The sequence below is a fragment of the Daejeonella sp. genome, assembly GCF_049655485.1.
In the GTDB taxonomy this organism is placed as follows: domain Bacteria; phylum Bacteroidota; class Bacteroidia; order Sphingobacteriales; family Sphingobacteriaceae; genus Daejeonella.
Window position 1 is genome coordinate 1 of sequence record NZ_JBASJU010000066.1, and the last position, 1,815, is coordinate 1,815.

The following is a 1,815-nucleotide window of genomic DNA, read 5'->3' on the forward strand; positions in this document are numbered from 1 at the left end:
GTGTACGATCTGTATTCGATTTTTCCGCGGTTGACCCTGTGCGTTGTGCACCAACTATCCAATTTTTTTTATCGCTCATTTTATCCAGAAAGAATTTCAGGTATGTTGTATGGTTTTTTGCAACGTCTTTGGAATGAACCATCAATACATTAGAAATGTTAGGTAACCAAATTAATAAAGATAATTTAAACTAAGATATGAAGGGGCATTTTAAATGTTTTTGAATCCATTAGACATGGGTTACAGACTGCGAAATGTTTTAAATAGGAAAGAAATCCTTAATTTGTATTTAAGCTAAAAATTCGTCTTATGAAATTAAGTGCTGAACATCTCAAAAGCTATCAAAAGGATGGTTATGTTATCATTAAAGATTTCTGCAGTAAAGCGGAAGTTGAGAAATTATATAGCGTAGCCCTTCAAGATGATGCAATGTCTAAAAACGCGCTGGATTTGAATGACCAGAGTGGTAAAAAAACAAGGCTTTCGCTTTGGTTTAAGCCAGGAAATGATGTCTTCGGATATCTCTCCCGGAGTGAAAAAATGGTAAGTTCCGTGGCACAACTGCTGGCAGAGGACGTTCCGGTGTGCCATTATCATTCAAAGCTGATGCAAAAGGAACCCAAAGTAGGGGGAGCATGGGAATGGCATCAGGATTATGGTTACTGGTATAAGAACCAATTTATGTTTCCTGATCAGTTAATTAGTGTAATGGTAGCCCTAACCCCTGCTAATAGAGAAAATGGCTGCCTGCAGGTAATAAAAGGTTCACATAAATTAGGCCGGGTAAATCACGGCTTTGCCGGTGAACAGATTGGCGCAGATTCGGTAATGGTAGAGAACGCATTAAAAACAATGTCACTGGTATATTGTGAGATAGAGGCAGGAGACGCTATTTTCTTTCATAGTAATTTAATGCATCGTTCGGAAGCTAACCTTGCCGATGTCCCGAGATGGTCTATTATCTGCTGCTATTCTCTTCAATCGAACCTGGCCTACAATGAGACCTCTACATCCTGGAAAACTCCGATAGACATTGTTCCGGATAATGCAGTATTGGAGTGGGATGCTGATACATTTTCGAATACAGAATTCCTGAAGAAAGAGAATGAACCTGCCTTGAAAGACACTGGATGGGAAAAGGGAATTGAAGTAAAATGATGAGTAAATAATGAAATTAGCTATACTTGGAACTGGTTTTATAGCCCGGTTTTATGCCGAATCTTTACATGCGCAGCGTAGAAAAGATATCATCCATGTGGTGTACTCAAGGAATGAGGATCGTGCCAGAAAATTCGCTGAGGATTATAATCTGGCAGATTATTTCACTGATATGGACAGCGCAATTAATCATCCCGGGACAGATGCTGTAATTATCGCCTTGCCCAATAATCTTCATGAAGCGGCTGTTATGGCCTGCGTTAAAGCGAAAAAAAATGTGCTTTGCACAAAGCCCCTGGGCAGAACTTCAGCTGAAGCGAAGAGAATGCTTGACGCAGTTGAAGCCGCCGGGATATTCGCAGGTTACCTGGAGGACCTTTGTTATACACCCAAGTTTCTGAAATCATGCGCCTCAATTAGGGCAGGAGCCCTGGGTCGGATATTATGGACAAAATCCAGGGAAGCCCACCCGGGACCGCATAGCGACTGGTTTTGGGATAAGGAGCAGTCGGGCGGAGGTGCGATAATTGACCTGGCATGCCACTGTGTAGAAATCGGACGAAATTTTATTGGCAAGGATATCAGACCTGTGGAAGTAATGTGTTGGGCAGATACCCAGGTGCATCCTATTGAGGCGGAAGACCACGCCATCGGACT

The 1,815-nt window shown here is 42.0% G+C and carries 2 protein-coding genes; both read left to right on the forward strand.

Translation table 11 applies throughout. The features are described from left to right. Nucleotides 1–309: 309 nt before the first annotated feature. Nucleotides 310–1,158, forward strand: a complete 849-nt coding sequence (locus WBJ10_RS02985) for a phytanoyl-CoA dioxygenase family protein (protein ID WP_424288070.1) — start codon at nt 310–312, stop codon at nt 1,156–1,158. 10 nt (nt 1,159–1,168) lie between these two features. Beyond that, on the forward strand, nt 1,169–1,815 hold a 647-nt coding region (locus WBJ10_RS02990), incomplete at its 3' end, for a Gfo/Idh/MocA family protein (protein WP_424288071.1).

Bases quoted from the DNA above. Each gene is read 5' to 3' on its own strand.
- WBJ10_RS02985 (WP_424288070.1), top strand. From the start codon at position 310: ATGAAATTAAGTGCTGAACATCTCAAAAGCTATCAAAAGGATGGTTAT.